Origin of the sequence: Streptomyces sp. NPDC052042 (assembly GCF_044548345.1) — a bacterium.
GTDB lineage: Bacteria > Actinomycetota > Actinomycetes > Streptomycetales > Streptomycetaceae > Streptomyces.
Genome location: NZ_JBIUBU010000005.1, coordinates 153929 through 178329 on the forward strand (window position 1 = coordinate 153929; position 24401 = coordinate 178329).

Sequence of the window (24401 nt, forward strand, 5' to 3'; positions counted from 1 at the left end):
AGCGGCGCGGCACGTACGGCGAGATGGGGCGGCGGACAATACGCCTCACCCGGAACCGTGCGTCTGCCACCTGGCCCTCCCTCGGGGCCTCGGAGCGCGCACACCGCTGTCCGGCGTACGCACCGGTGGCAGGTCTTCGGACTCGCGGGCGTGTCTCGTGTCGTACGAGATCCCTACTGGCCGTCGCTTCCCAGGCCCGGCAGGTCGGGCCCAGTGCGTATGACGGCGGTCGTTCCCGCTCACCGCTGCGGGGCAGTCCCGGTCTTGCACCGGGTTCCCTCTTGCGACGCCGAACACAGGAGTGCCCGGCGAACCACCAGCACCATCAACACTACATCTAGAAGATGGTGAGCGTGCACGCCCCAGATATTGTGTCGCACGAGAAACTTAGGTATACCTAAGTTCTGGTGCGGTCGGACGGGCGCCGGCCTCTTGGAGTGCGTCCTGCCCCGGTGATGGTGCGTAGCTGTTGTGCGCGTCGGCGTATCTCGGTGACCAGTACCGGCTCGGGATGTGGGGGGTTGGAAGGGGGCCTGATCTCCTCTGGCTCGGGTGACGCGTCGGCGTCGAGCGCCTCGGCCACGGAGTCCAGGAACTCGCCCAGGTCGGCCAGCGTGTCACGCAGCATCCGCATCTTGGCGGTCTGGCTGCCGAGCTGTCTGCGCATGGCCAGCAGGCTCTCGAACTGCTTCTCGGACATGGCGATCATGGGCCTGCCGTCCACGACGACCTGTCGCGGTTTGCCGCGCACCGTTGGCCCCCCTTCCTGCCTTGGTTTTGGCGGTGTTGTGGGACGGGCCGGGACGCTTGTGGCGTCCCGGCCCACTGGGTTTCTCGGTCAGGAGGCGGGCAGCTCACTCCGGACGGTGCGGGCGGCGGCGACGAGGTTCTCCAGGGAGGCGCGGGTCTCGGGCCAGCCGCGGGTCTTCAGGCCGCAGTCGGGATTGACCCACAGCCGTTCGGCGGGGATGGCCTCCAGCCCGGTGCGCAGGAGGTCCGCTGCCTCGTCGGTGCTCGGGATGCGCGGGGAGTGGATGTCGTAGACGCCCGGTCCGGCCTCGCGGGGGTAGCCGTGGGCGGCGAGTTCGTGGGCGACCTGCATGTGGGAGCGGGCGGCCTCCAGGCTGATGACGTCGGCGTCGAGGTCGTCGATGGCCTGGACGATGTCACCGAATTCGGCGTAGCACATGTGCGTGTGGATCTGGGTGTCCGGCCGCACACCGCCCGTCGTCAGACGGAACGCTTCGGTGGCCCACGCCAGGTAGTCGGCGTGGTCGGCGGCCCGCAGCGGCAGCGTCTCGCGCAGCGCGGGCTCGTCGACCTGGATGACCGAGGTGCCGGCCGCCTCCAGATCGGTGACCTCGTCGCGCAGGGCGAGGGCGACCTGGCGGGCGGTGTCGCCGAGGGGCTGGTCGTCGCGGACGAAGGACCAGGCGAGCATGGTGACCGGCCCGGTGAGCATGCCCTTGACCGGGCGGTCGCTCAGTGACTGCGCGTACGACGTCCAGCGCACCGTCATCGGCTCGGGGCGCGAGATGTCCCCGGCCAGGATCGGCGGACGCACGTACCGGGTGCCGTAGGACTGGACCCAGCCGTGCTGCGTGGCGAGGTAGCCGGTGAGCCGCTCGGCGAAGTACTGCACCATGTCGTTGCGTTCGGCCTCGCCGTGCACCAGGACATCGATGCCGGCCTTCTCCTGGAAGGCGATGACCTCCTGGATCTCCGCCCTGATGCGCTCCTCGTACCCGGCCGTGTCGATCCGCCCGGCGCGCAGGTCGGCGCGGGCGGTGCGCAGTTCACCGGTCTGCGGGAACGAGCCGATGGTCGTCGTGGGCAGCAGCGGCAGTCCGAGGTGGGCGCGCTGGGCGGCTGCCCGCTCGGCGTACGGCTGGGAACGGCGCGCGTCGGCGGCCGTCACGGCCTCGGAGCGGGCCCGGACGGCGGGGTCATGCGTGATCGGCGAGTTTGCGCGGGAGGCGAGGTCGGCCCGGTTGGCGGCGAGTTCGGCGGCGATCGAACCGGTGCCGTGGGCGAGGCCCTTGGTGAGAGTGATGATCTCGGCGGTCTTCTGCTTGGCGAAGGCCAGCCAGCGCAGGATCTGCGGGTCGATGTCCCGCTCGGCAGTGGCGTCCAGCGGCACGTGCAGCAGGGAGCAGGAGGCGGCGACGTCGACCCGGTCGGCGAGCCCGAGAAGGGTGCCGAGGGTGGACAGCGACTTCTGCAGGTCGTTGATCCAGATGTTGCGGCCGTTGACGACACCGGCGATCAGGCGCTTGCCGGGCAGTCCGCCGACGGCGGCCAGGGCGTCCAGGTTGGCGGCGGCGGCCTCGGTGAAGTCCAGCGCCAGCCCGTCCACCGGTGCCTTGGCCAGCACCGGCAGGGCGTCGCCGAGCCGGTCGAAGTAGGAGGCGACGAGCAGTCTGGGCCGGTCGGTGAGGGCGCCGAGTTCGCGGTAGGCGCGCTCGGCGGCGTTCAGCTCGGCCGGGGTGCGGTCCTGCACGAGGGCGGGCTCGTCGAGCTGGACCCACTCGGCACCGGCCGCGCGCAGGTCGGCGATCACTTCGGCGTACACGGGGAGCAGCCGGTCCAGGAGGGTGAGCGGCTCGAAGTCGGCGGGTACGCCGGGGGCGGGCTTGGCGAGCAGGAGGTAGGTGACCGGGCCGACCAGCACGGGCCGTGCGGTGAGGTCCTGGGCGAGGGCTTCCTTCAGTTCGGCGACCTGCTTGGTGGAGTCGGCCGTGAAGACGGTGTCGGGGCCCAGTTCGGGGACCAGGTAGTGGTAGTTGGTGTCGAACCACTTGGTCATCTCCAGCGGAGCGACCTCCTGGGTACCGCGGGCCATCGCGAAATAGCCGTCCAGGGCGTCGGCGTCGACGGCGGCGCGGTGGCGTTCGGGGATCGCACCGACCATGACGGTGGTGTCGAGGACGTGGTCGTAGTACGAGAAGTCGCCGGTCGGGACTTCGTGGATGCCGGTGTCGGCGAGCTGCTGCCAGTTGGCGCGGCGCAGTTCGGCGGCAGTGTCCCGGAGGGCGTCGGCGGTGACGCGATCCTTCCAGTAGCCCTCGATGGCCTTCTTCAGTTCACGGTTCTGACCCTGGCGGGGGTAGCCGTACACGGTGGCCCGTGCTGCCGCGGCTGCGGACTTCGCTGTCACGGAGATCTCCTTCGCGAGATGAATCCCTGAGATCCCGGAGACGGGACGAGAGCGCGAAGGGAATGACGAACCGGACGGCCACGACCCCGCGCGGCAAAAGCACGGTCGTTCCGTCTGGTGTGTACGCCGACCCGCCCTCGAGGTCACCGGGATGTCCGCGCACGGATGGTCCGCACGCGGGCAGTTGGCAGGTCTTCGGACTCACGGGCACGCCCTCCGTCACGGAGGACACCTACTGGCCGTCGCTTCCCAGGCCCGGTACGTCGGACCCAGTGCGTATGACGGCGGTCGTTCCCGCTCACCGCTGCGGGGCAGTCCCGGATTCCCACCGGGTTCCCTCTTGCGACACCCCGCCTGGCGGACGGGGCGAACCAGCTGCTGCGGTCAGCCTACGGGGTCGTGCCAGGAAGGGAAGAGCGCCGTCCGGCATCCGGAAGGCGGGACAGGGCATGCGGCGGGTGGCACGGTGAAGGGGCGGGAGGCGCCGCACTTGCGCTTCCCGCCCTTTCTCGGTCGCGCCGCGCGGGACCTTCACCCCTGCGGCGTCGCGGGCCCCTCAGCCCGCGTCGTACCAGGCCCTCAGCCCTGGTCGTACGTGTGGAACCCCTGGCCGGTCTTCCGGCCGAGCAGTCCCGCCTGCACCATCCGCTGGAGCAGCGGCGGCGGCGCGTAGAGGGGTTCACGGAACTCGTCGTAGAGCGACTCGGCGATCGAGGCGACGGTGTCCAGGCCGATCAGATCGGCGAGCTTCAGTGGTCCCATCGGGTGGGCGCAGCCCAGTTCCATGCCCGCGTCGATGTCCGTGGCCGTGGCGAACCCGGACTCCGCCATCCTGACGGCGGAGAGCAGGTAGGGGACGAGCAGGGCGTTGACGACGAAGCCCGCCCGGTCCTGGGAGCGGATGACCGTTTTGCCGAGCGTGCGGGCCGCGAAGTCCTCCACCAGAGCTGTCGTCCCGGCCGACGTGTGCAGCGAGGTGACCACCTCGACCAGCGGCAGGACGGGGACGGGGTTGAAGAAGTGCAGGCCCACGACCCGGTCCGCGCGGGATGTCGCCATGCCCAGCCGCATGATCGGCAGGGAAGAGGTGTTGCTGGCCAGGACGGCCGCAGGATCTTCCACGATCTTGTCCAGGGCGGCGAAGACCTCGGTCTTGGCATCCGGATTCTCGATGACGGCCTCGACGACGAGCTGCCGGTCGCCCAGGTCGTCCAGGCTGCCGGAGAAGACGAGCCGGGCGTGAGCACCGTCGGCGGCCTCGCGGCTCAGCTTGCCGCGCCGTACGGCACGGTCCAGGGAGGCGGCGATCCGGTCCCTCGCGACGCGGGCGGCGACCGCGTCCACCTCGCAGACCACGGTGTCCAGCCCGGCCCTCGCGCACACCTCGGCAATCCCCGCCCCCATCTGCCCGCCGCCGACCACGCCGACGCGCGTGATGGCCGCGTTCACGCCTGTACCTCCGGCCTGCGCACGAGATGGCGGGTGTAGGCGTCGGGGGTGAAGAACAGCGGCAACTCGCCTGTCAGCGCGGTACGTTCGAAGAGTGCGCGGATGTCCTCGGCAGGCGACAACGGGTGCTCGGCGCCGAGCACCATGATCTCGTCGGCGAGCAGCCCCATCACTGTCTCGCGGTCGATCACCCGGTGCCGCAGCCACTGCCAGATCTGCACACGGGCGATCTCGGCGGTGGCCGCGTCCTCCATCAGCCCGTCGATGGCACCCGCGCCCTGCCCCCGTAGCCAGGCAGCGTAGTACCGCAGCGCGACGGCGATGTTGGTGCGCACGCCGTCAGGGGTGGGCGGGCCGCTGATGCGGCGCACGGACAGCAGGTCGGCCGGGGTGACCTCGACGTCGTCGCGGGTGCGGTCGAGTTGGTGGGGCCGTTCACCGAGGACACCGTCGAACACCTCACGGCAGACGGGGACGAGTGCCGGATGGGCGACCCAGGAGCCGTCGAAGCCGTCCTCGGCCTCCCGCTCCTTGTCCAGCCGGACCTTGGCGAACGCGGCCTCGTTCGCGGCCGGGTCCTTGCCGGGGACCTGTGCGGCCATGCCGCCGATGGCGTGGGCGCCGCGCTTGTGGCAGGTGCGGACGAGGAGTTCGGTGTAGGCCCGCATGAAGGGCGCGGTCATCGTCACCTTGGCGCGGTCGGGCAGCAGGAAGTCGCTGCGGTGCCCGAAGGTCTTGATCATGCTGAAGAGGTAGTCCCAGCGGCCGGCGTTCAGTCCGGCGCTGTGCTCGCGCAGTTCGTAGAGGATCTCCTCCATCTCGAACGCGGCGGTGATCGTCTCGATGAGCACGGTGGCGCGGATCGTGCCGCGCGGGATGCCGAGCAGCTCCTGGGCGAGGACGAACACGTCGTTCCACAGCCGGGCCTCGTACCGGTTCTCCAGCTTCGGCAGGTAGAAGTACGGGCCGTACCCGGCGTCGATCTGCCGCTGCGCGCAGTGGAAGAAGTACAGCCCGAAGTCGACGAGCGCGGCGGGTACCGGGCGGCCGTCGAACTCCAGGTGCTCCTCGTCCAAGTGCCAGCCGCGCGGTCGGACCATGATGGTGGCGAGCTGTTCGCCGAGCCGGTACTCCTTGCCCTCGGGCGTGGTGAAGTCGATCCGGCGCTCGATGGCGTCCAGGAGAGTGAGCTGTCCGCCGATGATGTTGTCCCACAGGGGCGCGGTGGCGTCCTCGAAGTCCGCCATCCACACCCGGGCGCCGGAGTTGAGTGCGTTGACGGCCATACGGCGGTCCGGTGGCCCGGTGATCTCCACCCGCCGGTCGGTCAGACCGGGCGCGGGCGGCGCCACCCGCCAGCCGTCGTCGGCCCGGACCGCGGCGGTGACCATGGGGAAGTCGAGGGGCGAGCCCGCCGCCAGTCGCAGGACCTGCCGGCGGCGTTCCTTCATCAGGTCCCGCCGACGCGACTCGAACGCCTCGACGAGGCGGCCGAGGAAGTCCAGGGCGGCGGGGGTGAGGATCTCGTCGTGCCGGTGACGGGGCGCGGCGAGGACACGGACCTGCTGGGTGAGTGCGGTGGTGGTCATCGGGCTCTCCTGAGAGGTGGGAGCGGAGGGGACGGAGACTGTTCGTCCCCTCCGCCGGCCGGGGTCGGCCGGCGGAGGGGCGTCCGGCTCGGTGGCCTAGTGCCGCATCAGGCAACGTTCGCCCCGTCGCGACGCCCGGCACGCCCTCTCGCTGCACCGGCCGAAAACCCGGGTACGTCCAGTACGAGGGTTTCCGGCCGGCACACCGAGAGCACGCACCGGACGCGCTCCTTGACGGGCAAACGTCGCCTGCCGCGGCACTAGTGGAACTGCTCTTCCTCCGTGGACCCAGTCAGGGCGGTGGTGGAGGAGGCGGGGTTGACGGCCGTGGAGACGAGGTCGAAGTAGCCGGTGCCGACCTCGCGCTGGTGCTTGATGGCGGTGAAGCCCTGTGCCTGCGCGGCGAACTCCCTCTCCTGGAGGTCGACGTAGGCGGTCATGCCGTGCTCGGCGTAGCCCCGGGCGAGGTCGAACATGCCGTGGTTGAGCGAGTGGAACCCGGCCAGGGTGATGAACTGGAAGCGGTAGCCCATCGCGCCCAGCTCGCGCTGGAACTTGGCGATCTGGTCGTCGTCCAGCGCTGCCTTCCAGTTGAAGGACGGCGAGCAGTTGTAGGCCAGCATCTGGTCCGGGTACTGCGCGTGGATCGCCTCGGCGAACTCGCGGGCCTGCGCCAGGTCCGGGGTACCGGTCTCCACCCAGATCAGGTCGGCGTAGGGGGCGTAGGCGAGGCCGCGCGCGATGACCGGCGCCATGCCGTTGCGGACCCGGTAGAAGCCCTCCGCGGTGCGTTCCCCGGTGACGAATTCGGCGTCGCGCTCATCGACGTCGGTGGTGAGCAGATTGGCGGCGAGGGCGTCGGTGCGGGCGATGATCACCGTGGGCACGTCGGCGAGGTCGGCGGCGAGACGGGCCGCGTTCAGGGTGCGGATGTGCTGCGAGGTCGGTACCAGGACCTTGCCGCCGAGGTGGCCGCACTTCTTCTCGGAGGCGAGCTGGTCCTCGTAGTGGATGCCTGCGGCACCGGCGGCGATCATCGCCTTGGTCAGCTCGAAGGCGTTCAGCGGGCCGCCGAAGCCGGCCTCCGCGTCCGCGACGATCGGCGCGAGCCAGTCGGTCGTGTCACCGGCGCCCTCCGCGGTGGCGATCTGGTCGGCCCGCAGCAGGGCGTTGTTGATCCGACGGACCACCTGGGGGACGGAGTTGGCCGGGTACAGGCTCTGGTCGGGGTAGGTGTGGCCGGCCTGGTTGGCGTCGGCGGCGACCTGCCAGCCGGACAGGTAGATGGCCTGGAGCCCGGCCTTCACCTGCTGCACCGCCTGGCCGCCGGTGAGCGCGCCGAGCGCGTGGATGTAGTTCTGCTCGTGCAGCTGCCGCCACAGCCGTTCGGCGCCGCGCCGGGCCAGGGTGTGCTCCTCACGCACGCTGCCGGACAGGCGTACGACGTCCTCGGCGGTGTAGGTGCGCTCGATGCCCTGCCAGCGCGGATCGGTGTCCCAACGGCGGGTCAGTTCCTCGGCCGCTTGGATGCTCGCTTCTGCCATGACTGTCACCGTCTCCTCGGTCTGTGCTGGCTGCCAATCCCGCCGTCCGGATGAACAGAGGTGGCACTGCGTGTCGTATGGCTCAGGGTGCGGCCCGCCGTCACCGGGAGGTGGAGCTGAGCAATGTTGCCGGTGCAGATCGCTGCCACTGCCGGGGTCTCCGACGTCAGGGAGGAAATCGTGCCCCGATTCCGGGCTGTGACCGCCTGATCCGGCGGGCCGCACTACGACTTTGGCACTGGCACTGAGTGTCATCAAGCTGGGATCGGTGCCAATCTGTGCGAATCTTCCCGCCACCTTTTGCCAATCTTGCGAAGGGTTCAGGGATGGATCGCTCCCGTACGCTGACCGGAGTGGGATCACGGTGCGGAGGAGGGGTTCGGTGAGCAAGACATACGCGGGCGCGCGGCTGCGGAGGCTGCGCCAGGAGCGTCGGATGAGCCAGGCGGATCTCGCCCGGGTCTTGGGCATCTCTCCGAGCTACCTGAACCAGATGGAGCACGACTCGCGCCCCCTCACCGTGCCCGTCCTGCTGCGGCTGACCGAGGCGTTCGGTGTGGATCCCGGGTTTTTCTCCGAGCGCGACACCACACGCCTGCTGGCCGACCTCCGTGAGGCGCTTGCCGGCGAGATCGCCGAGGCCCGGGTGTCCGCCGACGACCTCGGTGACCTGGCCGCCCGACTGCCGGGCGTCGCCAAGGTCCTGCTCGACCTCGGCCGCCGCAACCAGGAGCTGTCCGAGCGCCTGGCCGGAGCGGCGGACGGCCGGGACGGAGATCGGGGAACCGGCTTCTCGCCGCATGAGGAGATCCGCGACTTCTTCTACCGCCGCCAGAACTACCTGCACGAGACCGACCTCGCCGCCGAGAGGCTGGCCGATGAGATCGGCATCCGGCCTGGGGAGGTGATCGGGGCCCTCACCGCGAGACTCGCAAAAGCACACGGTATTCACCTGGCCGCCGAGCCCGGAGCGCGGCTGCACCGCTATGACGACAGAAGCCGCGCCCTTCACCTGTCCGCGCGACTGCGGCCGGGGCAGCGCGCGTTCCGCATGGCGACTCAGCTGGCTCTGCTGGAACACGGTGAGGATCTCGACCGGTTGGCCACCGAGGACTTCTCCACCGGATCGCCCGCACACGCGCTCGCCCGTATCGGAATCGCGAACTACTTCGCCGCCGCCCTGATCCTTCCCTACTCCGCCTTTCACACGGCGGCCGAGGACGCCCGGTACGACATCGAGCGTCTCACCGACCACTTCGGTCTCGGCTACGAGACCGTCTGCCATCGGCTGAGTACCCTTCAACGACCGCGGCTGCGTGGTGTCCCGTTCTCCTTCGTACGCGTCGACAGAGCCGGCAATCTGTCCAAACGCCAGTCGGCGACCGGCTTCCACTTCTCCCGCGCCGGCGGAACATGCCCCCTGTGGAACGTCTACGAGGCGTTCTCCTCGCCAGGCCGCATACACGTCCAGATCGCCGAAATGCCGGACGGACAGCGCTTCCTGTGGACCGCGCGCGCCGTCACCCGGCATCGCGGCGGGTGGGGTGAGCCCGGCAAGACCTACGCCATCGGGCTCGGCTGCGAGATCCGCCACGCCCACCGCCTCGTCTACTCCGACGGCCTCGACCTCACCAACGCCTCCGCCGCGACCCCCATCGGCATGGGCTGCCGCGTCTGCGAACGCCTCGACTGCTCCCAACGGGCTGCACCACCATTGGGCCGACCGCTGCTCATCGACCAGAACAGCAGCACCTTCGTGCCCTACCCGGTCGAAAACGATCAGCCTGCCGACTGACCACGACCGGGGCCTGTCGGCAGGGGTACTACCGAACCGATCGGGACCTTGGTGCCTTGGCCTGCCTCAACGCGGCTTCGACACGCATCGCGTCGGCGGTGGCTCCGACATCGTGCACACAAGTGCAGGGCAGGGGCCGACTACGCGATCACCAGATGTTCTTCGGCGTCGAGACCTACCTGCGCTTCCGCGACCGGGTGGCGGACGCCGGGTGCACGACGCCGATCAGCCCGGAGATCCTGCCGGTCACCACGATCCGCTCGCTGCTCCGCATCCCCAGCCTCGGAACCGCCGTGTTCCCGCCGCGGCTCGCCGAGAGGATGCTCGCTATCAAGGACGACCCCAAGGCGGTGGACGGCACGGACCCTCCCGGCCCGCAGGCGATGACGGCCCGCCGGTGGGCCGTAGATGCGCCATTCACGGTGAGAACTCGTCTCCCGGCACCGGCCACCTCGACGGCAAACTCGTCAACAGGGCCGGCTATAGGCTGTCTGACCAGCCGGTACTGGCCCGGCCGAGGTTGGATCGGCACGACGGGAGTGGGAATGTCTCGGGAATCGGTGGCGTCGGTGCGTGTCCCTCGGCCCGGTCTGCCCGTGGAGCAGGTGCTCTTGGACCTGGATGATGACGCGCGAGCACTCTATGTGCGGCTGGCCACCGCTGGTCGGCTGCCGCTGGCCGAGGTGGACGATCGCGTCCTCAGGCCGTTGCTGCGCTCGGGCCTCGTCGTGCGAGCCGAGGGGATGGTCGAAGCGAGGGCGCCGCGTGGCCCGCTGGAGGCAGCCGCGCAGTCGTACACGCAGCTGGCAGCGCGCATCCGAGAGATCGGCGAGGAGCTGACGGATGTGTGGAACGCGTCCCGGCGAGCGGACGTGGGCGTCGACATCGCGACCGGTGCGATCGCGCTGCAGGAGTACGCGGACCTCGTCAGCTCCGCGACGACCCGGATCGACGCGCTGACCATGGCTCCGCGCAACGATCGACCGATCGCGACGGCGGGCGGCGTCTTCGAGGTGCTGGCACGCGGGGTCGAGGTCAGGGTCGTGTACGACAGACGACTGCTCGAGTCTCCCGAGGCGATCGAGGTGGTGGAGACGTGCATGGCGGCCGGCGAACAGGCGAGGGTATTTCCCGGCGTTCCGATCAATCTCGTCATCGTCGACGACGTGGTCTCCGCCAACGTCACCTCTGATGGTGATGAGGAGGTGCACGTCGCCAACATTCGGAATCGTCGGCTCGTCGCAGGGCTGCGAAGCGTGTTCGCGTCCTACTGGCAGCTGTCGTTGCCGCTCGCCGACGAGAGTCTTGTGCTGGACGGCTCGCAGGACTTCCGGCATCTCGTGCGCTTGCTGAGCATCGGGCTGACCGACCGGTCGATCGCGCGGGAACTCGGAGTGTCCGAACGCACTGTGGGCCGTCGGGTCACTCGACTGCAGGAGCTGCTCGGAGCGGATACCCGCTTCCAGCTGGGACTGCAGATAGCCAGACATGGCTGGGTGTGACCCGACGGCCGACGTACCGTGTCAGAGGTTCCGCTCATGGGGCGATGCCTGCTGTACGCCGCTCCAGCATGCACCTCTCGGCGTTGCTGTCGCTCGACAGGCGATCCAGCAAGCCATCGCTCCGGCGCCTTGCGAGGCACGCACCGGATGCGACGCTCGCGACGGCAGCCCTATCTGCGCAACCTCTTGGTTCCTCAGCGCGCGTCGGGAGCGACGATCTCGGGCAGCACCTTCTCGAAGGAGTCGGCGACCGTCAGGCTCGGGAGGATGTGTCCTTGGTTGTCATCATTCTTGACGAGGTCGGCAGCCCAGGCGGAGCTGCGGTAGCGCTGGTTGGGCGTGCCGTGGTGCCCGGGGCTGGAGAAGCTGCAGTCGCCGACGTTGTAGAACGTCTGGAGATCCTGCAGGGTGTACGCCTTGTTGAGCGACTCGCCGCGCTTGTGGACCGTGAAGTACGTGGCCAAGGCATCGGCCATCAGCTCCGTACGGCGGGTGCGCTCGGCCTCGTCGGTGATGTCGGTCTCGAAGAGGTTGTCCGAGTACTGGACCTGATGTCCGAACTCGTGGGCCAGCACCGCACGTCCGCCGACCCGGCCGAGGCCGAGCTCGTTCCACATCTGGAGGATGCCCTGTCCCATCGCCACACGCCGGGTGATGCCGAGCGTGTCGAGCATCTCCTTCGAGTCACCGGCATGGGCGGGGTCGATCGCGAACGCGTTGAGCGAGAACATCGGGTTGTCGACGCCGCCCGGGAATCCGTTGAGCTGGCCCGAACTGAGACCGCCCTCGACACCCAGCTGGAGGAAGAGCGCGCCGAGCGCGCTGACCTTGCCGAGGCCGTCGTACACGTACTGACGATCGGCCGAGGCGTCGGGGCCGAGGACCTTGCCGTCGAGCGAGACGAGCCCGACGTTGCTGGTGTCGACGTCCCAGAACCGCTGGAGGTTCGTGAACGTGCGAGCGAGCTCGTTGGTGTTCGCTCCGTCGGGTCCAAGAGCGGTGTCATGGGGGTTGGTGGGCGTCTTCATCAGGGTCCAGTACTGGACCAGAAGGTCGGGCGACATACCCAGGAAGCCGTTCTGGTACCAGTTCCACGAGGCAGGGTCGATCTGCGCGATCTGACCGCGGGCCCACTCGCGGAAGTCCGTGGTCGAGCACTCGTAGCCATCGGGGTTGATGGCCCAGGAGGTCCACTCGTTGTCGACGCCGGCATCGGCGAGCACTGCCTTGACCTGGGCCAGGGACTTTGCGGCGGCCGCGACGAGTGCCTCGTCGGATGAGCCCGCCTCCTCGGCGGCTGCTCGAGTTTCGGCATCGAGATCGAGGCCGGCGATGTAGTCGTTGAACTCCTGGCGCAGTTGCGAGACGTCTGCGGACTGAGCTGCTCCGTTGGGCGCGGTCGCGGCGACGGTGGCCGCGTCGGGGGAGTTCGCGGTGGCTGCTGTCGCGCCGCTGAGTGACATGGTGACAAGCGACGCGACAGCCAGGGTCGCCAGGATGGGACGCTTCATCCGTACTGACTCCTCAATGTCGCCAGGCTCGGTGTGCCTGGGCGTGATCGGCATTCAAACGACGCTGAGCAGGTCAGTGGAAGGCCTGCGCAGTGGCTGGGACCAGACATGTCCGATGTTGGACAGGCCGTGTGGTGGTTCGCCTGATCTGTCAGTTCCTGAGCCTCGATCCACCGACGTGCTCTGAAGGTGATCTCTGGACCGCGAGCTGCGGCGGGCGAACGAGGTCCTGCGGACGGCCTCGGCTTTTTCGCCGCGCAGCTCGACCCGACCCGGCCCACTTCCATCAGGGGCGTCTCGGTGCTGTCGGCCAGGAGACACTCGCGGTAGTAGTCCAGGAGGCCGGTCCAGGCAGGCTGTGAATGAGCGGACTTCGCGGTATGCGGCTGTGGCGGCTCCTCGGCGCCGGGGCGAGGCCGCCGACTCAGGGGGTCGAGGATCGGGGCTCGGCCGAACGGACTGTCCGCGATGACGATTCGGTCGTCGACGCCGTGCGCGGAGTGCACCGGCACCTGACGGCCGCCCTGGGCGCGCATGCGCCGAGGGGAAGGTGCCGGGGGCCGCGGTGGTTCCGGACGGCGCGCGGGGGACGGGCCACCATCGGGCGGTCCCGTGCACCCCCGCCGCCGGACAGTCCCCGCGCCGGTTCCTCACGTCGAGTCCCCGCGCCGGTTCCTCACGTCGAGTTCAGCGCCACCGTCGGGTGGACGCGTGAGGCGCGGATCGCCGGATAGAGGCCCGCGACCACACCGATCAGCAGCGTGGCGGCAAAACCGCCCGCCAGGGACCAGGGCGGGATCACCGCCGTCCACCTCTGGGCCCGCGCGAAGCCGTACGTCGCCGCCGCGCCCAGCAGCGCGCCCGTCGCCCCGCCCAACGCCGACAGCAGCAGCGACTCGGTCACGAACTGGAGCCGGATCGCGTTGCGGGTCGCGCCCAGCGAACGGCGCAGGCCGATCTCCTGTCGGCGCTCCAGGACGGAGATGACCATGGTGTTGGCGACGCCCACCCCACCGACCAGGAGGGCCACCGCACCCAGGCCGAGCATCAGGGTCGTCAGGCCCTCGTCGGTGGCGGCCTTGGCGGCCAGCGCGTCCGAGGGCCGGGAGATCTTGATGCCCGACTCGTTGCCGGGGCTGATGCTGCGGGCCAGGATCGCCCGTACGTCCACCACCGAGGCGTCCGTGGAGCGCTCGAAGACGGTGGTGGGGTGGCCGTCGAAGCCGAAGTAGCGTTCGGCGGCGGGGAATCCGACCATGGCCACCCGGTCCAGGTTGGGGACCAGTTCGAGCGGCTTGAGGATGCCGACGACGGCCACGCGCATGTCGTTCATCATGATCGTCTCTCCGGTGCGGGTGATGCCGAGGCGCTGTGCCGCCACTGCGCCGAGCACCGTCGTCGGGAGGCGTTCGCCGGCCGGGGTCAGCCAGACGCCCTTGTCGACCTGGCCGCCGAGCGCGGCGAGCAGGTCGGCGCGGACCGCCTGGGCGGTGACGCCCGCGGTGCGCTCCTCGGGGACCACGTCGCTGCGGCGGATGCGGGCGTCGATGTCGGCGCTGGCCGTGGCGTGCTGCACCGGGCCGATGCGCTCGACCATCGCGACCGCGTTCCTGGGGAGTTTGATCTCCTGCCCCATGGCGTCCTTGCCCGCCTCCGCGGTGAGGAGGTTGGTACCGAGGCGGTCGAGACGGGCCATCAGATCCGCGCGGCTCGACTCGGACAGTCCGACGACCGCCACCATGGTCGCGATGCCGATGGCGATGCCGAGCGCCGAGAGCACCACACGCGCACGCCGCGCGCGCAGGCCGACCGCGCCGACGCGCAGGACGTCACCGGGGGAGAGGCGGGCGGGTTTGAGGTCGTTCTTCATGAACCGGCCTCTTCCGCGAGTGGGCCGAAGGGCGCGTCGGAGCGCGTGTCCGAGACGATCTCGCCGTCCCTGAAGCGGACCCGGCGCGGCAGCGCGTTCGCGATTTCGTTGTCGTGGGTGATCACGCAGATGGTGGTGCCGGATGCGTTCAGCTCGTGCAGCAGCTCCATGACGATCTGGCCGGACGCGGTGTCCAGTGCCCCGGTCGGCTCGTCCGCCAGCAGCAGCCGGGGGGCTCCCACCAGGGCGCGGGCGATGGCCACGCGCTGCTTCTCGCCGCCGGACAGTTCGTTCGGCGTGTGCGAGCGGCGGTGGTCCAGCCGCACCTCGGCCAGCGCCTCCCGGGCACGGGCTCGCCGTTGTCTCAGCGGGATGCCCGCGTACAGCAGCCCGTCGGCCACGTTGTCCACCGCGTCGCGCCCCGCCGCCAGGTGGAAGTGCTGGAAGACGAAGCCGATGTGGCGGGCGCGCAGTGCGGAGAGCCGGGAGTCGGAGAGCTTGGACACGTCGTAGCCGGCGACCCGGACGGTGCCGGTGGTGGGCTTGTCGAGGGTGCCCATGATGTTGAGCATCGTGGACTTGCCGGAGCCGGACGGGCCGACGACGGCGAGGAGTTCGCCCTCCTCGACGGTGAGGCTCACTTGGCGCAGGGCGCGGACGCCGCCGGGGTACGTCTTGCCGGCGTCCCGCAGTTCGATGACCGGGGCCGGGGTCATGACTTCGCCACCCCGACCTTCAGGCCCGCGCGCACGCCCGGACCGCTGACCTCGATCAGTCCGTCGGCGGTCATGCCCGTCTCCACCCGCACCATCCTCGACGTGGCGCCCTCGACGACCTGGAGACCGTAGCCGCCGTTCTCGCCCCGCAGGGCGACGACCGCCTCGACGGGGACCGCGAGGACCCCCTTGTGCGCCTCGCTGACGAACTTCACGCTCGACGGTGCCTTGGGGTCCTCGCCGGACGCGGCGCCCGTCCCGCCGTCCAGGACGACCTCGACGGTGATGCCGTCCTCGGCGCCGCCGCCCCCGGCCTCGGAGGCCTCGGGGCGCACCGTCCCGGCGACGTGGCCGGCCACGGTCTTCCCACTGGGCAGGGTGACCTCGACCTTGGTGCCGCGTGAGGTGAGCGCGCCGTCGGTCTGGTCGAGCTGCGCCCGTACGACGGGTTTGGTGGAGGCGACCGTCAGGACCGGAGCGTCCGGGCCGACCTGGTCGGCGAGCGCCGCGTCGGCGGAGACCACCTTGACCGGGCCGGGCTGGAAGACCACATCGCCCCGGCCGACCCTGCCGGTGGGGTCGCGGTTCAGGGACTTCTGCCACTGCTTGACGGCGGCCGCGGTGTCCTCGTCGTAGCGGACGTCGACGTACAGCCGCGATCCGTACCCCAGGTCGCGCAGATTGCGCTCCAGTTGGAGTACGTCGCTGCCCCGGTCGCCGACCTTCATCTCGCGGAACATCGGGACCGGCCCGTAGAGGAGGGTGACGGGCTTGTCGTTCAGTTCGTACAGGGCCTGTCCGCTGGTCAGCGTCTTCCCTTCGGTGGCGGCGACCGTGACGGTCCCTTCGACGGCGGACTTGACGGCGCGGCGCTGCGCGAAGTCGAGCCGGCCGTCGACCGTCTTGGACCGCACGAGGTCGGTGCGTTCGACGGTCGCGGTGGCGGGCGGCAGCTCGCCGCGCCTCCCGGAGGCGCCCGCGTCGCCGCCGCCGCCGAGGAACAGAACACCCCCGGCGACGGCGGCGGCGGTCACCGCGCCGAGCCCGACGAGTACGGAGCGGCGTTTCACTGCATGCCTTCCACGCTGTCGATCAGCTTCGACTGGCAGGCCTCGCGGGCCTTCTTGTACGACGGCGAATCGCGGTCGAGGACCGGGGAAGCCGGGTTCGGGTCGCCGCCCGGCTGGGCGTGGCCGCCGCTCATGGTCGGGTTGGTGAACCTGGAGACGCCGTTGTCCCGCATGCACTGGGCGTGCGCGAGCATCGACTCGTACCCCTTCTGTTCGTCGCGCTCGGGCTCAAGGGCGAAGGTGGCCTGCATCTCGGGGACGCAGACCTGGTTCCGCCCGCCCTTGTACGCCTCGTTCTGGCCCGGCCGGGAGGCGATCTCCTCGACCTTCACCCAGTCGAGATAGCCGCTGAGCTTGGGGTCGGGGAAGTCCTTGTAGCCGCCCTTGACGCGCATGCACTGGACGTACTTCATCTGGGCGTCGTAGAACTCGCTCCTGCCCCCGGACCGGCTGCCCGGTTGCTTCTCGTCCTTCGAGGTATCCGTGTCCGACGTGCTCGGCGCCTCCGGTACGTCGGCGATCGGCGTGTTCTTCCTCGCCCCGTCGGCGCTGTCATCCCCGCCGCAGGCGGCGGACAGGGCGAGTACAGGCGCGGCGACGAGGGCCGCGATGCGCAGCCGGACGGCGGCGCGTGAGGTTGTCCTGGGGAAGCTCATGGGCCCCACGCTCGCCGCCCCGGATGATGGCACGTCCATGGCCATGCGATGGGACGGTAACAATGCCCCTGACCTGCGGATCCGTTCCCCGCCGGACGAGGCGGAACGAGCGTGGCCGTGCCCGTCAAGGCGCTGCCCTCGGCAGGGCGATACCGATACCGCGGGGGAGTCCGGCAGCCAGGAGAAGAGCGTCGCGAGCAGCCTCGGCGTGTACATCGCTTTTCGGTCGGACAACCGTTCATAACAGCGGCAATATGTAGGTGAGTTCCTTCATTGCATGTATGGGCGGAAAAAGATGGACGCTCCCATGGGCGTAGATCGTACCCATTCCCTCCGGCGCGTTCACTCTGCACGTAGGTTGCTAGTGTGTGTGGGGTGAAGGCGTCCACGTGGCGACCGGTGTACGGGGGAGCGGCAGCACATGGCATGGGATGAATGGGAACAACTCAAGAACAATGCCGCGGAGAATCGCTCCGCACATATGCGGCTCAACCAGATACCGGCCGACGGGGGAGGCGGCGCGGCTGACGGTGACCTGGTCGTACACGACGACGAACTGGGAAAGCTGGGCAACATCGCGTACGAACTGCGTCAGAAGTTCGGCACGGACAGCGACTTCGCCCGCCCCAGTACGTTCAGCGCGTCGATCGAGCTGTTCAACGACGGCCTTGACATGGGTTCCGCGCTGACCGAGCTGCACGATGCGTGGAACACCCAGACGGCGACGTTGAAGGAGGCGTGCGCGCACATCTCGAATCACTTCGATTTCACACGCGCGCAGCATTCCAAGGACGAAGTCTATATCGATACGACGATGAGGAACGCGGGCGGCGACCTGATGTCCGTGTCGAAGATCAACGACTACATCAAATAACGGCTGTCCCGCAGTCTTTGGTGGGCGCCCATCAAAGATTACGGACAGCCTTTGGCTTCGCGCGTCGATCAGTGAAGGAAAGCTACGGGGGTCGGGCGGCGTATGGCAGCGGAAATGATGACAGCGCAGGAACTCACGGATCTGCGTCTGGGGACGTTGGACACCGCGGTGTCCGACTGGGAGAAGATGCACACGAAGCTCGAGACGCTGGCCACCGGGGAGGGTGGGGGGACGAGCGCCAAGGGTCTTCGGGCGCAGGCGGATGCTGCGGACTGGAAGGGGGCCAACGCCACCATCTCCAAGGAGTTCGTCACCAAGATCGCTGCCGAGTTCCAAGACGTGGCCGGTCAGGCGAAGAGCGTGCTGGGTATCCTGCGCGACGCCAGTGCCGCCTTCAAGGAACACAAGGTGGCACTGCGGACGGTCATCGACGACGTCGCCAAGACCAACATCTACATCAATGCCAAGGGCGGTGCTGTCGCCTCCGTCCCCTCGGGCGCGGCGGCCGGTGACGCCGACATCCATACGCCGACCGATGAGGAACTCGCCGTCGCGGAGCGCCGGGTGAAGCGGGTGCTCTGGGAGGCGAGCGAGACCGACCGCATCGCCGCACGGGCGTTGCGCGCTCTCGCGAAGAACAAGTACGACTTCTCCGGAGACGGTCCGGGCGGGCTCAAGGAGGCCGACGACCGGCAGGGCAAGGCGGATGCCGACTACTGGGCGAAGAAGGCCCGGGAGACCAACCCCGGGGAGTGGAGCGACGAGGACGTCGCGCGCTTCAACGAGACCCTCAGGTACCAGCGCGACAACCCGGGCTTCAGCGAGCGGTTCGCCACCACGCTCGGCGCCGAGGGGACGCTCCAGTTCTGGCGGGACATGGCAGCGCCGCCCGGTGGTGCGGTCGACGGTGAGCGGGCCAAGACACTCGCCGAGGTCCAGACCAACCTGAGCATGACCTTGGCCACCGCGACGCACAGCGACAGCCCCGCCATGGAGACCTGGAAGCGCGAGGTGATCGCGGCCGGTGACAAGCCGTTCCCGATCCAGGGACTGCCGATGGGCCCCAACGGCTTCCAGGTCATGAGCAGTCTGATGGGCAAGGGCAAGTTCGACGACGAGTTCCTGAACGACTACGGCAAGGGCTTGCTGACGTACGAGCGCGGGTTCCGCGGGGACCCGGAGGTCATCTGGCGCGACAGGACCGACCTCACCTACCCGCCCACGGACGAGCCCAACGACCCGTTCGTCGGCTTCATGGAAAGCCTCGGACACAACCCCAAGGCCTCGCTGGAGTTCTTCAACGACTCGACGACGGTGGGCGGCAAGGACCTCGACAACTGGGACTACCTGGTGGCCAAGGGCGACGACGCCCGTGAGTGGCCGCCGGGCGAGGAAGGCAAGCCGCTGGGGCACGACGCCCTGGGACACGCTCTGGAATCGGCGACGATCGGTGTGCCGTACGACTCCGACGCGACACCGCCGAAGCACTCGGCGGGCAGCGCGGAACTGGTCAACCGGATCGTCGCGGAGTACGGCAAGAACCACGACCGACTCGACGGCTCCCCGCTCACCGACAGCCTGGGCAACATCACGGCCGAGTACATGCGTGACGTTCAGGCCGGGATGAACTCGAACCGCCTCGTCGAGACGTACGGCAGCAACGCCAACCTGGCCTACCCCGACCTGGAGGAGGGACGACTTAAGGATTTCCTCGCCGCGGTGGGCAAGGATCCCGATGCCTATGGAGCGATCATCAACTCCCAGCAGGCGGTCACCACCGAGCTCATCAACGATGTCTACCACGACAAGGCGAGATACGACGAACTCTCGCCGGAGATCGGAAACCGCGTCTCCCTCGGCGCCGAGATCGCGGGGATCATGGCCGAGTCCCGTACCCAGGCCGTCTACGACGACAAGATCGCCTCCGACGAGGAGTTCAACGAGGCCCTGGCGACCGCGGACAAGTGGGCCGACCGCGCCATCGACATGGGGCTGTCCAAGCTGCCGGTCGCGGGGGACGTCGCCGGGATGATCATCGAGGACATCAAGGAGGCGGTCGTGGACCACTACACCCGCGACTCCAGCGACGAGGCCGCGCAGGACCGAAGCGACTTTCTGGAGGGCCAGCGGTCCAGGTCCGCGGATGCCGTGTACGAGGCCACATACCAGGCGGCTGTTGCGGCTGGGACAGATCACGAGAATGCCAGGAGTCAGGCCGATGCTGCCGCTCGCCATGTCAAGGAGGGCTATGCCATGGGTCGTCAACGGGCGGGGAGTTGAGGAGTACCGTGCGGAACGATGCGACGGGAATGCCGTCGGGCGGCAATAGGCGGAAGAAGAGCGTGGTCGGCGCTCTGGGTGTTCTTGTGGTCGCCGGGGTGGGTGTCGCCGTGTTCCTGCCGGACCGGGAGCCGGTTCTTTCCGTGCCCGACCGGGTGTGTGCGGAAGCGGTGCCCAGTACCCATGTGAAGGCCCTGTTGCCGGAGAAGGGCGAGGCTTTCGAGGAGGAGCGCGCTGTCAACTTCATGGCTGATGCGTCCAGGGGGCTGGGGATGTGCGACCTGTCCGGCGGCGGGAGAATTCTGGTGATCAAGTACAGCAGGATCCAGGACCCCGACTACGACCGGGAATGGGTGCAGCGCAACGCGTCGAAGCCCGGCAACACCCCGATCTCGCTCGGAGCGGCCGGAGGGTATATCAAGAGCTACAACAGGGCCGAGTTGTTCGTCGACTGTCCGTACTCGAAGGGGCGTAAGGATCTCCTGGAGGTCTCGGTCGGCATCGGGGGCAACGTCCCTGAGACCGCGGACAGCACCAGGCAGGCGGAGCTCTCCGCGCTGGCGGCCGATGCCGCCCGCGTGGTCGCCCGTGACGTGGAACGCTGCGAGGGCGCCGCCGACCTCCCCGACGGCGCCCCGACGATCGGCTGAGGACCCGAACACAACGCCGGGACGCTGCCGAGTCCGGCAACGTCCCCTCTCCTGAGGGCCGGTCAGCGGCTTGAGCGAGGGACACACGGTCCACCTCTTCGTCGGCTGCAAGAGCGGCGCACGCCGCGACACCTGGGAGGAGACGCACGCCACTGTCGGTCGATCCGATACTCAGAGGCAATCTCACGGTCGATGCTTACCCAGCAACGGTCGCGTGTGCCGAAAGCGAGTGCGGCGGCGGGTTCGAGGAAGATCGGACAACCTTCAGTCCCTGGTGGCTCGACGACGCAGGCGCTGTGGCCCAGGGCAGGCCGTGTGTCAGGCGTGGGCCGGGGCCGTGGTGCTGGAATATCCCCATGGCAGACACACCGCCCCGCACCGGTTCGCTCGCAGCCCACGACACCGACTTGATCGTCATCGGCGGCGGTCCGGCCGGATGCGCCGCCGCCCGTATGGCCGCCAGCGTGGGCATGCGCACGATCCTGATCGAGCCGGACACCTTGTGCCGCAACCTCTACCGCATCCCGGCCCTGAACAACGTTCTCGGCGGCTGCACCAGTGGCCCCGAACTCGCCGACTCCATCACCGCGGAGCTGAAGAGCACGGAGCCGTGCCGGCTCGAACTCGGCCGCCGCGTCACCGAACTGCGCGCCGATGACGACCACGTCGCCGTCACTCTGGATACCGGGATCCGTCTCACCGCTCCCTACGCCGTCGTCGCCACTGGCGTCGGCCCCCTCCAGCCCCGCGACGTCGCCTGGATCACCGCCCCCGACGGCCTCACCCTGCCCCCGCTCTGGCAGGCCGACGCGGCCGACGCCGAGGGCCGAACCCTTCTCGTCCTCGGCGGCGACCGCCCGACCGGCACCTTGCTGCGCGCCCACCCGAGCACCGACACCCGCCTGCTCGTGGTGTACCCGGCGTCCGACGCGTACAAGGTCGAGGAGGTCAGCGAGGACCCCCGAGTCAGGCTTCTGCCCGTCGAGCACCTGACGATGAGTTCCGGTGAAGGGGCCACGGTGACAGCGGAAGCGGTGGGCCGGGACGGCGCACGGCACACGGTCACGGCGGACGCCGCCTATCTCAGCATCGGTAACGCGCCCACCGCCCCGTCCGGCGACCTCACCCGAGGGCCGGACGGATACTGCCCGCCGACCGACCAGCACCCCCGCGTCATCGTGGCCGGTGACCTCCGCTCCGCCCGCTTCCAACGGATCATGACCGCTCTCGGCTCCGGTAGCGAGGCCGCGCTGCACGCCTACTACGCGGCCAGGGAGCTGCTCACCTGGGACTGAGAGGGGAATCTCTCATGACGAGAGGGGTCCGGAAGGCAGTCGCCGCTGCCGTCGTCGCTCAGGACGGGCGTGTCCTGCCCGCGCGGCGACGGGGCGCGGAGGGAGCACTCGCCCCTGGCGTAGAGGCGTCCGCACCGCCGAGGCCCTGCCGGACTGGGCCACCGCTCTGCCGGGCTTCCGGCGGTGCACCCGGCCGAACTTCCGCCCGGTGCACCGCCGGGTACCGGTTCACCGTGGGGTTGGTCGACATGCCCGTCTGTCTCGACTGCCTCCTGCGCCGGCTCCATGCCGCCCGGTGGCCCGATGCTCCGTCGCCCGCAGCGTGCCGTACGGCCGCCTCTGCGGCCGTCCCCTTCCGGCTGTTTCCGCGGCCGTCCCCTTCCGGCCGTTTCCGCGGCCGTCCCCTTCCAGCCGATTACGCCGTCAGACGAAGAGCGGCACGGGATTGAGGTCCTCGTAGGCGATCGGTTCCGACCGCCGCCCCAGCGTCACCGGCACGTCGTACAGCCGGCCCGGCGCGAACCGTGACCAGAACGGGCGCAGGCCCGGCACGATCACCTTTACCACGGGGAGGCCGAGGTCCGGCCGCGTCTGGTCCAGGACCAGCAGCTCCATGCCCCGGGTTGCGCACCAGATCGGTGATCAGGCCGATGTCGTCGAGCAGATCGCCGCGCGGCGTGTAGCTCCAGTGCACCGGGGTACGGGCGGGCGCCGACGGGTCGGGGGCCAGGTACGGCTCGCCCGCCAAGGTCGCCCGCCGCCACCACTCCAGCGGCTCCGGGTCGCTGATGCGGTAGCCGGTGTGGTCGGGTCGCGCGTCGCATACGGCCGGAAGCAGCTGCCCCATCTGCCTGCCGGTGACCGGCCGCGACGCCGGTGAACGCCTCATGGCCGCGGCGGACTTCGTCGTCGCCATCGGCGGTTCCAACACCGTGCGCCGCGCCTACCGCAGTGGCACGCCCGCCATCGGTGCCGGGGTGGGCAACCCCACGGTCCTCGTGGACGAGACCGCCGACCTCGACGAAGCCCTCCACCACATCCACACCGGGGCCGGGTACAACCACGGAACGTCCTGCTCGTCCGAGAGCAACGTGCTCGTGCACCGCTCCGTCGCCGACGCCTTCCGCGACGGGCTGGTCTGCTCCGGGGGCGTGTCTGTGCGACGCGGACGAGACCGCGGCGCTGGTCGCGGCACTGTGGCCGGACGGCCGCGGTCTCGACCGGGACCTGATCGGCCGGCCGGCCGACCGGATCGCGGCGGCGGCCGGGCTGACCGTGCCGGACAAGGTCTCCGTGCTCGTCGCGCACTGCCCCGACGCAGGGCAGGACGGCCCGCTGCTGCGGGAGAAGATCTCCCCCGTGCTCACCCTGTCGGAGTACGACGACTTCGACGAGGCCGTACGGATCGTGCAGCGGGTCTCGGAGCGCTGCGGCATCGGGCACAGCTGCGCGATCCACACGAGCCGGCCCGACCGGGTGATGCGGCTCGCGGAGGCCGTCACGCACTGCCGGGTCGTGGTGAACCAGTCGACCATGACGAACACCGGCGGTTTCAGCAGCGGCGTGCCGTTCACCACCACCCTGTCCAGCGGGAGTTGGGGTGGATCCGGGGTGTCGGGGAACATCACCTGGCGGCATTTCCTGAACTACACCGTGGTCTCCCATCCCATTGCGGAGCGTGTTCCGGACGAGGAAGCGCTGTTCGGCCCGTACTGGGACCGCGCCGGGGAGCGGACAGCCACGGAGCCGAAGGCGGCCTGATCCCCGGCGGTCAGCGATTCGACAGTTCGCCCCTACCGGGCGGGGAACGGAGGTCGGCCTGTGCCGACAGCGAGAGTCAACGGCATCACCCTGAGCTACGAGGTGACCGGGCACGGCGAGCCGGTCATGCTGGTCATGGGATCCGGCGCGGGGGGCCCTATGTCATTCGTCAAGCTCTTGTCGGGTGGTGACGAGTGAATGTGGCAGGGTGATGAGCATGGCTGACGACGCTGCGCCCTATACTCCGTTCCGTCCTGTTCCTCGTGATTTCGAGGGTTTCTCGATGCCTGCGACTGTTCCGCCTGGACTGCATCTAGAGCTGAGCCGCTCGCGCGTTGTCGAGGGTCGGGAAGATGAGTTGGCGGAGTGGATGTCGATGCTCACCGAGCGATACGACGAATGCCTTGAGTCGCTCCCTGCTGAGCGTGCAGTGTTCGAGGCGACTTTCAAGCATCGTGAGGCGGATGGGTCGCTTTGGATCTATCACTTGGCGTTGACTGGCGAAGGTGGGAGCGGGCTGGATGAGTCGCATCCGGTCGATGCTGCTCATGCCGCTTATAGTCGTCGCGTGAAGGAACCCGGTTGGGAAGAAATCGAGCCGATGTTCATGTTGACGCCAGCGCATCTGCGTGACGCCATGCAAAGGTGGGGTGCGTCGGGCGTCGCCGAGTATTGATCAGAA

At 69.2% G+C, this 24401-nt stretch carries 19 protein-coding genes, 2 pseudogenes and 2 riboswitches; of the genes and pseudogenes, 10 read left to right on the forward strand and 11 right to left on the reverse strand.

Going from position 1 to position 24401, the window contains the following annotated elements:
- Window positions 1-109: 109 nt before the first annotated feature.
- Window positions 110-333, reverse strand: a riboswitch (cobalamin riboswitch).
- Window positions 334-397: 64 nt separating this feature from the next.
- From ACIHCL_RS11895 to aceA, 5 genes are all read right to left on the reverse strand, one after another.
- Window positions 398-751 carry a hypothetical protein gene (locus ACIHCL_RS11895; RefSeq protein ID WP_399860115.1) on the reverse strand — a complete coding sequence of 118 codons (354 nt, stop codon included), beginning with the start codon at window positions 749-751 and terminating at the stop codon, window positions 398-400.
- A gap of 87 nt (window positions 752-838) precedes the next feature.
- Entirely contained in the window at window positions 839-3157 is a 2319-nt protein-coding gene (gene metE / locus ACIHCL_RS11900) for a 5-methyltetrahydropteroyltriglutamate--homocysteine S-methyltransferase (protein ID WP_399860118.1), read from the reverse strand.
- Window positions 3158-3325: 168 nt separating this feature from the next.
- Window positions 3326-3548, reverse strand: a riboswitch (cobalamin riboswitch).
- A gap of 188 nt (window positions 3549-3736) precedes the next feature.
- Entirely contained in the window at window positions 3737-4606 is an 870-nt protein-coding gene (locus ACIHCL_RS11905) for a 3-hydroxybutyryl-CoA dehydrogenase (RefSeq protein WP_399860121.1), read from the reverse strand.
- On the reverse strand, window positions 4603-6195 hold the full coding sequence (aceB, locus tag ACIHCL_RS11910; RefSeq protein WP_399860123.1) for a malate synthase A: 1593 nt from the start codon (window positions 6193-6195) through the stop codon (window positions 4603-4605). Before aceB ends, ACIHCL_RS11905 begins: the two co-directional genes overlap by 4 nt.
- Before the next feature lie 260 nt (window positions 6196-6455).
- Window positions 6456-7739 (reverse strand): isocitrate lyase, encoded by a 1284-nt coding sequence (gene aceA, locus ACIHCL_RS11915; RefSeq protein ID WP_399860126.1) that lies wholly within the window; start codon window positions 7737-7739, stop codon window positions 6456-6458.
- Between the two features lie 382 nt (window positions 7740-8121).
- On the opposite strand from aceA, the gene ACIHCL_RS11920 reads away from it, so the two are divergent.
- Together ACIHCL_RS11920 and ACIHCL_RS11925 are read left to right on the forward strand one after the other, a co-directional pair.
- A complete protein-coding gene (locus ACIHCL_RS11920) occupies window positions 8122-9534 on the forward strand; it encodes a short-chain fatty acyl-CoA regulator family protein (RefSeq protein ID WP_399860128.1) in 1413 nt (470 codons plus the stop codon).
- A gap of 155 nt (window positions 9535-9689) precedes the next feature.
- Window positions 9690-11036, forward strand: a complete 1347-nt coding sequence (locus tag ACIHCL_RS11925; protein WP_399860130.1) for a methylenetetrahydrofolate reductase — start codon at window positions 9690-9692, stop codon at window positions 11034-11036.
- A gap of 194 nt (window positions 11037-11230) precedes the next feature.
- On the opposite strand, the gene ACIHCL_RS11930 is transcribed toward ACIHCL_RS11925, so the two are convergent.
- The 5 genes from ACIHCL_RS11930 to ACIHCL_RS11950 form a co-directional block, all read right to left on the reverse strand.
- Window positions 11231-12547, reverse strand: coding sequence for a hypothetical protein (locus ACIHCL_RS11930; protein WP_399860132.1), 1317 nt, complete (start codon window positions 12545-12547; stop codon window positions 11231-11233).
- A 676-nt stretch (window positions 12548-13223) separates the two neighbouring features.
- Window positions 13224-14417 carry an ABC transporter permease gene (locus ACIHCL_RS11935; protein WP_399860134.1) on the reverse strand — a complete coding sequence of 398 codons (1194 nt, stop codon included), beginning with the start codon at window positions 14415-14417 and terminating at the stop codon, window positions 13224-13226.
- Window positions 14414-15133, reverse strand: a complete 720-nt coding sequence (locus tag ACIHCL_RS11940; protein WP_399860135.1) for an ABC transporter ATP-binding protein — start codon at window positions 15131-15133, stop codon at window positions 14414-14416. The genes ACIHCL_RS11935 and ACIHCL_RS11940 overlap by 4 nt, the downstream gene beginning before the upstream one ends.
- Window positions 15130-16203, reverse strand: a complete 1074-nt coding sequence (locus ACIHCL_RS11945) for a peptidoglycan-binding protein (protein ID WP_399860137.1) — start codon at window positions 16201-16203, stop codon at window positions 15130-15132. The genes ACIHCL_RS11940 and ACIHCL_RS11945 overlap by 4 nt, the downstream gene beginning before the upstream one ends.
- Window positions 16200-16859 (reverse strand): hypothetical protein, encoded by a 660-nt coding sequence (locus ACIHCL_RS11950; protein WP_399860140.1) that lies wholly within the window; start codon window positions 16857-16859, stop codon window positions 16200-16202. The genes ACIHCL_RS11945 and ACIHCL_RS11950 overlap by 4 nt, the downstream gene beginning before the upstream one ends.
- 421 nt (window positions 16860-17280) lie before the next feature.
- Between ACIHCL_RS11950 and ACIHCL_RS11955 the strand changes: the two genes are divergently transcribed.
- The 4 genes from ACIHCL_RS11955 to ACIHCL_RS11970 all read left to right on the forward strand — a co-directional run bounded on the left by ACIHCL_RS11955 (window position 17281) and on the right by ACIHCL_RS11970 (window position 21958).
- The gene (locus ACIHCL_RS11955) at window positions 17281-17733 is read left to right on the forward strand and encodes a hypothetical protein (protein ID WP_399860143.1); all 453 of its coding nucleotides are present in this window, start codon (window positions 17281-17283) and stop codon (window positions 17731-17733) included.
- A 114-nt stretch (window positions 17734-17847) separates the two neighbouring features.
- The gene (locus tag ACIHCL_RS11960; protein ID WP_399860146.1) at window positions 17848-20013 is read left to right on the forward strand and encodes a hypothetical protein; all 2166 of its coding nucleotides are present in this window, start codon (window positions 17848-17850) and stop codon (window positions 20011-20013) included.
- Between the two features lie 8 nt (window positions 20014-20021).
- Complete coding sequence (locus tag ACIHCL_RS11965) at window positions 20022-20663, forward strand: hypothetical protein (RefSeq protein WP_399860149.1); 642 nt, start codon at window positions 20022-20024, stop codon at window positions 20661-20663.
- 356 nt (window positions 20664-21019) lie between these two features.
- A complete protein-coding gene (locus tag ACIHCL_RS11970) occupies window positions 21020-21958 on the forward strand; it encodes an FAD-dependent oxidoreductase (RefSeq protein ID WP_399860152.1) in 939 nt (312 codons plus the stop codon).
- A 423-nt stretch (window positions 21959-22381) separates the two neighbouring features.
- Here ACIHCL_RS11970 and ACIHCL_RS11975 read toward each other — a convergent pair.
- Window positions 22382-22808, reverse strand: a pseudogene (locus tag ACIHCL_RS11975) (YcaO-like family protein); the annotation flags it as partial.
- Window positions 22809-22845: 37 nt separating this feature from the next.
- On the opposite strand from ACIHCL_RS11975, the pseudogene ACIHCL_RS11980 reads away from it, so the two are divergent.
- From ACIHCL_RS11980 to ACIHCL_RS11995, 4 genes and pseudogenes are all read left to right on the forward strand, one after another.
- A pseudogene (locus tag ACIHCL_RS11980) lies at window positions 22846-23037 on the forward strand (succinate-semialdehyde dehydrogenase); the annotation flags it as partial.
- Window positions 23038-23233: 196 nt separating this feature from the next.
- Window positions 23234-23719 (forward strand): aldehyde dehydrogenase family protein, encoded by a 486-nt coding sequence (locus ACIHCL_RS11985; protein ID WP_399860154.1) that lies wholly within the window; start codon window positions 23234-23236, stop codon window positions 23717-23719.
- A 60-nt stretch (window positions 23720-23779) separates the two neighbouring features.
- A complete protein-coding gene (locus ACIHCL_RS11990; protein WP_399860157.1) occupies window positions 23780-23917 on the forward strand; it encodes a hypothetical protein in 138 nt (45 codons plus the stop codon).
- 19 nt (window positions 23918-23936) lie between these two features.
- On the forward strand, window positions 23937-24395 hold the full coding sequence (locus ACIHCL_RS11995; RefSeq protein ID WP_399860160.1) for a DUF6176 family protein: 459 nt from the start codon (window positions 23937-23939) through the stop codon (window positions 24393-24395).
- The last annotated feature ends 6 nt before the right edge of the window (window positions 24396-24401 follow it).